The 2,059-nt window shown below is 67.0% G+C and carries 3 protein-coding genes; 2 read left to right on the top strand and 1 reads right to left on the bottom strand.

Going from position 1 to position 2,059, the window contains the following annotated elements; all coding sequences use genetic code 11:
• Window positions 1-126: 126 nt before the first annotated feature.
• A complete protein-coding gene (locus LZ495_RS43605) occupies window positions 127-513 on the top strand; it encodes a hypothetical protein (RefSeq protein WP_235058861.1) in 387 nt (128 codons plus the stop codon).
• Between the two features lie 487 nt (window positions 514-1,000).
• Window positions 1,001-1,426: a DDE-type integrase/transposase/recombinase gene (locus tag LZ495_RS44545; RefSeq protein ID WP_308268977.1), complete on the top strand. Its 426-nt coding sequence runs from the start codon at window positions 1,001-1,003 to the stop codon at window positions 1,424-1,426.
• On the opposite strand, the gene LZ495_RS43595 is transcribed toward LZ495_RS44545, so the two are convergent.
• Window positions 1,389-1,865, bottom strand: coding sequence for a hypothetical protein (locus tag LZ495_RS43595; protein WP_235058859.1), 477 nt, complete (start codon window positions 1,863-1,865; stop codon window positions 1,389-1,391). The genes LZ495_RS44545 and LZ495_RS43595 overlap by 38 nt on opposite strands.
• Between the last annotated feature and the right edge of the window lie 194 nt (window positions 1,866-2,059).

The following is a 2,059-nucleotide window of genomic DNA, read 5'->3' as shown; positions in this document are numbered from 1 at the left end:
AGGCCTGGTACAACATCCGCAGGCTCCACAGCAGCCTCGGCTACCGCACACCCGTCGAATACGAAACCGCCCTCACAGCCGCCTGAACAACACAACGACGGTGTCCGTCAAAGCGGAGCAAGCGCAGTGACTGTCTTTGCCTGTGCGAGCTGCGAGCATCCGATCAGTGGCGATCTCCGGGTCGGCGAGTTCGTCACCGCATCACAGTTCGGTCCGGGAGGTGAGCTGACCGACGACCCGCGCACTGCCTCGCCGCGCATGGCGCCCGGCACCTATGCGGTCAGCCACGACACAACGCTGCTTATCCTGCACCCGGACGACGTGCCGGGTGTGGCTCTGCATCCGGACCGCAGGCGCCGCAACGGCTGTTGCGGACTGGACGGTCGGGGCGGACCGAACCTTGTCTGCGCAGCCTGCGGCGTCGACATCGCCACCAAGGAGTCGGACTGCTGGACCGACAACCTGGTCGCGCTGATCGCTGCAGCAGTTGTCGGCAAAGACTCTCAGGCCTGAACCGACCGATGCCGCCGCCGTATGGCACACGTTGGCACGCGAGGTTTTGACCTCCTCTCACCCCGTTCTACCCGCCGAGCAGCCAGGCGTGCTCGTTGGTGTGGTCTGTCGTCTTCTGACCAGGGATTCGAGGGCGAGCCTGAGGCGTTCCTTCGGGGCTTGGCCGTCCCTCGGCCGCGTCCGGTTCTCCGACGTGGGGCCGGACGCCGGTCCCGGTATGGAACCCGGCCCGGCCGCGGCCGCTGCGGACACTCTGCGATCGGGTTCGGATGGCGGGTGTTAGCTTGGCCGGTGTCGATCAAGGGGGCGGTTGGTTGTGGTCGGTGATGGTGTGGTGCGTCCTGGTCGAGCAGGATGATGGGGATGCCCGTGCGGACAGCCACGATGTCCACCGTTGGCAGCTCACCGCCGAGCATGAGGCGCGGGACGAGGAGCATGCCGGCTGCGCAGCGCCGGCGTCGGTTCTTCGGCTGACTGTCCGGGGGGCGTGTGCGGCTTCCCAGCCGCCCGGCACGGCCCTGCCGCCTGTGGGACGAGCCGGACGCCGCCTACCGCTGGCGACTTCGTCGCCTGCGCCCCGAACCGGTGCTGGCTCGCGGACTTTACGCATGTGAAGACCTGGGCGGGCGTGGTCTGCGTCGTGTTCGTCGTGGACACCTTCTCCCGCCGCATCATCGGCTGGTCGGACGCCACCGAGAAGGAGACAGTGCTCGTGCTCGACGCGCTGAAGACGGCGATCTGCCAGCGCGGATGCGACCAATGCCCGTTTCAGCCAGGCGAGTTGATACACCACTCGGATGCCGGATCGCAGTACACGAGCTTCCGCCGCTGGATGCCCATGGGCGCGTGCTGCGTGCCTGTAGATCCACCCGCGGTTACGGGTGATCCATGGCTTCTCGGGCTATCTCGATGAAATGGTCGAGCTCGCATCGAAACTGCCTGTGGGCTTGGTCGAAGGCCTCGTGTGCGCCTGTGTTCTGCGTGAGTGCCCAGAGGGCGCGATTGGCCGCCAAGGCCGCGGTCTGGAGAGCTTGCGCGGCGTCTGCCACCGGTACCGGCCCTTCCAGGACGGTGATGCGAACCCGTTGCATCAGTGGAGCGAATGCTTCACGCAACTGCACCCGTAGCTCTTCGATGCGCGTTGCCTGGGCTGCCGGATCCGGTGGTTGTTCGTTGGCGTCGCTCAGGCGCCAGTGAAGCTCGCTCACCACGTGGGCCTGCTCGATCAACTCCAGGTACGCCAGGCGTCGCGTTTCTCGTAAGGTGCTTCGGTGATGTGTCTCGGCCGCTGCCTGCGCCTGGACCTGTGAGGCCCGAACGTGGCCACGGCCGGTCAACCAGCTGGCCAGCACTGCTGTCGCTCCGGTGCACACAGCCACCCGTACCGCGCAGTCCATACATCCCCCGATGTTGTCGCTCGGTGGGTTGCGGTGCGAGGGCCGGTGTGGCCTGGGGTGTCGCAGGTGTGGTGAGACGGTTCCCGGGGTGGGTCGGCGGGGGCGCGAGTGGTGCGGCCTGTGGGTATCGCGGTTTGGGTGAGACGGGT

This window comes from Yinghuangia soli (genome assembly GCF_021502675.1).
GTDB classification, from domain to species: Bacteria; Actinomycetota; Actinomycetes; order Streptomycetales; family Streptomycetaceae; genus Yinghuangia; species Yinghuangia soli.
The sequence above is the reverse complement of the archived record's forward strand: the minus strand, read 5'-3'. Positions and strand labels throughout refer to the sequence as shown.